Genomic DNA, 3,742 nt, shown 5'->3' with positions numbered 1-3,742 from the left:
TGGCCGGCGGTTGCCGCCAGGGCCAGCAGCGCAGTAGCCAGCAGGCGGCGTGTGGCCTGGCCAGCCGGCTGGTGCCCGGCTGAAGCGTAGAGGTGGGTCATACGAATACGGAGGAGGATAAAAAGGAGGAGAGTGGTTTCAGGACGCTAGCCGAGGGGCCGGCACCAAACGATTGCGGCTGCGAATCGCAAACGTTTGGGGTAATACCCGCAACCTTGGCCGCACCCTTATTGGGCGGCGTAAAAAATCTACTGCGTCCCGTCCCACGCTTACTCATCGCCCTTAGCAGTCTTGCCCTGCCGCAACTCCCATGCGTCCGCAATTGGGTAAACGCAAAAAGTCCCGGCCGTTTGCACGACCGGGACTTTGCTGTAGAGAGAGGACTCGAACCACGGTTTTTAGGCTGTCATAGCGGCTGGAATCCACGCATTATAACGTTGGATTACGTGCATTTAGCTTGATTTTCGATTACTTTTGGTTGATTACTGTTGTAAATTCATGCCCCATTTCATGCCCCAATGTTTTTGTTTTACCTTGGCAGGGGCATGTAAATCCCCTCTCTATGGCGACCATTTCCCTTCATCTGCGTGACCGCAAGGCCACCTCACCCACGCCCATCTTTATGTTGTTCTACGCCGATGGCGTGCAAACCAAAGTAAAGACTGGCCTCCGCGTTCATCCCGGCCAGTGGGATGTTGAGGGGCAGAAAGCCAAGACGCGGGGTAGGGGGGTAGAAACAAAGGCCAACGGCGAACTCAACGCCGACCTAGAAGGAATGAAAGAGCGGGCGCTCGAATACTACGGCCAGCGGCGCAGGCAAGGTGCCATCCCCACGGGTACGGAGATATGGCAGGCCATCAAGCCAACGCGGGCCGAAAAAGAAGCCAGCACAGAAGCGGAGCACGTTGAGCCAATTGCGCGGCCGCTCCTTGATTTCGGCGACTACATCGAGCGAACCAGAACACAGAACAGCGAAGCCACCACGGCATCCAAGCGCAATACATTGTGGCACCTGACTGAATTTTGCAAGACACTCGACAAACCGTTGCGGTACCAGGACTTCACCCTGGACTTCAAGGACAGGTTCGGCGCTTTTCTTTCGGCAAGGCCAATGGCCGACAACACGGTTGCCAAGCAGCTATCCATCCTGAAAGGCTTTTTCTCCTTTGCCGCCGAGCGCTGCTACACGGCTTACATCAATACCAAAGGCTGGGGCTGGAAAGCCAAGGAGCCCAAAATTCTCGCGCTCACCATCGAGGAATTGGCCGCTATTGAGGCGCTACAGGACTTGCCCCCGTACCTGCAAAACGCCCGGAAGCTTTTCTTGCTCATGTGCTACACGGGCCTGCGCTATTCCGACGCGATGCGGCTGCAACGCGAGAACGACAAGGGCGACCACCTGCAAGTCATTGCGAAGAAAACCAAGGGCGGCGTTGAGGTCTACATTCGTCGGGCGCTACGGCCCATCCTTGACGAACATCTATCGGGTGAGTTGCGGCGGATTAGTAATCCGAAGCTGAGCGAATACATCAAGGAATTAGGCCGCCGTGCGGGCATTGATGCGCCTACTCAAGTCATTCGCTACTATAAGCAAACTACGGAGCAGGTCGTGGAAACACACCCTAAGTACGCCTTGCTCGGGTGCCATACCGGCCGCCGTACCTTCGTGACGCAATCCATCAGCCTCGATTTGCCTACTGACGTGGTAATGCAAGCCACTGGGCACAAGGACCTGAAAACCCTGAACCGCTACAACCAAACTTCGACTAAGCGGCAGGTGTCGGTTTCTCGGAAGATATGGGACGGGGAGGATTAATGTTTGGGCAGCTCGCAGGTCAGGTAGAATGCGCCGGGATGCTGCGGGTCGGGAGCGTACACGTTGCCGGTCCGGGTGTCCGTAATAAACCGGCCAGATTCGGACGACTGATACCGGCCGTTCTGTGCGTGCTCGTGTAGGACGAACAGCAGGCCGAGGGCAAACAGAGCGGCGAGGGCAAGGGCGAGCTTTTGCATAGCAGAATCGTAGGCGTGAGAACGCGAAAGGTAGTGCGGTATTGCCCACAAAAAAGCCCTGCGCAGCTCGAACTACGCGGGGCAAAGAAGGGGCCGATTGCCGCCTACCCCGGGGCTATCCAAAATGAATCAACCTCATTCGGTTTACGTGCAGAATGCCGTGCAGGCGTATGGGGTGATGCGTGTGCGGAGTACCCTTTGCTGGTGTCTTAAGCTTTGCACTGCTATGTAATGTGGTCAGCCATGTTGAATGCAACCTCGAACGTGGTGAAAAATTCATCCAGCATCGCCACTACACGGTCGGACCCAAAGCCCGCAAGCCTTGTGAGAAAATTTCTCAACATTTTTCTCATTAAACCATTGCTTTAAGTTGAATGCCAATTTAGCTGTAATGCCTAATAAGTTAGGTGTTTTATATTCATAGAAAAATCAAGGCAACAGTCAGTCTGGCTGTGTATTAGCCGAACTGCATAGCTAGGAAAGTCGTTAGATTTGTCATAAGACCTAGATACATAGGCCTCGTAAATTCCTCATGACATATGGAAGCTCGTCTGCCAAAAGGCTATAAGGCCACCCCGCTATCAGAGACAGTCGGCATTATTGCCGGCGCGCTTGCGATGGTGGTAGTTGGCGTGGCCGGATTGAGTGCAATAAAAGATGAACACGAGGAAATGGACACAACTGCTAAGTTGCTCAGCGGCAACAATGGCAGCCGTTTGCTTGCGGCTATTGAGCGCGACAAAAACCGTCAATTAATTGCCCGCGATTTGGTCGGCCACGAATTGGTATAGTGGCGGCAAGAGATGTGCGTCGCGGCCTTATGTGGGACCAAGACGCGTGGGCAGACTACTTGGCTTGGCAGAAAGAAGACCCTGACATTGCCGAGAAAATCAACGTCTTGATAAAGGAGTGCTTTCGTACGCCGTTTCAAGGCACAGGAAAACCAGAGGCATTGAAACGCAATCTGCAAGGCTATTGGTCGCGCAGAATAACAGGAGAGCACCGTTTGGTGTACCGCGTTGATGATGTCGCCGTGTCTGTAATTCAGTGCAAGGGCCACTATTAAAGAGCCCCAACTTGGAATGAGTTGGGGCTCTTTGGCTTACAGCGTATTGCGTACGTTCAGCCTGGACGGCTCAAACCGGTTTGGCTCTAATGCGGAAAGGGGGTATTCCTTTTGTGTGGCGCGGTCAGGCCACAGGCAAAGGGCGTGAGTTTCGGTGATGGCAAGAATCCACATGCGCATCGTGTCGGCTTTGAGGCATACCGTGTCGCCTATTTTGAAAGCAGCCATGTTGTGGGCTTAAACATCAGCTTCGTTGCTGAATGTACCCGAAAGTCCTTGGCTGCCGTATCGAGCCGAAAGGCTCAAGCCGGCCAATGGCTAAAAATACGTGTTTCTACGTACCTGCCCCCTTGCGCGCCCCACCATCGTCTCGAAGTAGCCGGCGAGGCCCCAGAAGCTAGACAGGATAATCCCGCCCGCCCTGCTCACGTTGCAGTGCGTTTCCAAATCCGCTACCTGACACTCAAACACCCGCTCCAACTGTAATACCGCGTCATCGGGCCGATGGCCGCGCTTACTACGTTTTTCTTCCATAAGGCAACAATTGAAGGGTGCATGCATTACTTGGCGGCAATCAGGGGCGCGGTGGCGCGAATCACGCGACGGCCAACGGGCGCAGCTACGGCCACGGTGGGCTGCGGCTGCACGGCCATACCGGGTGCG

General features: G+C 54.8%; 5 protein-coding genes. 3 read left to right on the top strand and 2 right to left on the bottom strand.

The genetic code is table 11. The features are described 5' to 3' along the window. The first annotated feature begins 562 nt into the window (after positions 1-562). Positions 563-1,816: a tyrosine-type recombinase/integrase gene (locus ACYVDE_RS17000; protein WP_460502744.1), complete on the top strand. Its 1,254-nt coding sequence runs from the start codon at positions 563-565 to the stop codon at positions 1,814-1,816. Here ACYVDE_RS17000 and ACYVDE_RS16995 read toward each other — a convergent pair. Beyond that, on the bottom strand, positions 1,813-2,013 hold the full coding sequence (locus tag ACYVDE_RS16995) for a hypothetical protein (protein ID WP_460502743.1): 201 nt from the start codon (positions 2,011-2,013) through the stop codon (positions 1,813-1,815). The genes ACYVDE_RS17000 and ACYVDE_RS16995 overlap by 4 nt on opposite strands. 539 nt (positions 2,014-2,552) lie before the next feature. On the opposite strand from ACYVDE_RS16995, the gene ACYVDE_RS16990 reads away from it, so the two are divergent. Both ACYVDE_RS16990 and ACYVDE_RS16985 read left to right on the top strand, forming a co-directional pair. Continuing rightward, positions 2,553-2,804 carry a hypothetical protein gene (locus ACYVDE_RS16990; RefSeq protein ID WP_460502742.1) on the top strand — a complete coding sequence of 84 codons (252 nt, stop codon included), beginning with the start codon at positions 2,553-2,555 and terminating at the stop codon, positions 2,802-2,804. A gap of 29 nt (positions 2,805-2,833) precedes the next feature. Next, positions 2,834-3,079 (top strand): Txe/YoeB family addiction module toxin, encoded by a 246-nt coding sequence (locus ACYVDE_RS16985; protein WP_460502741.1) that lies wholly within the window; start codon positions 2,834-2,836, stop codon positions 3,077-3,079. A 318-nt stretch (positions 3,080-3,397) separates the two neighbouring features. On the opposite strand, the gene ACYVDE_RS16980 is transcribed toward ACYVDE_RS16985, so the two are convergent. Further along, positions 3,398-3,613, bottom strand: coding sequence for a hypothetical protein (locus ACYVDE_RS16980; RefSeq protein WP_460502740.1), 216 nt, complete (start codon positions 3,611-3,613; stop codon positions 3,398-3,400). Positions 3,614-3,742 lie beyond the last annotated feature (129 nt).

Source organism: Hymenobacter agri (genome assembly GCF_054778495.1).
This window is presented reverse-complemented; position numbering and strand designations above follow the sequence as displayed.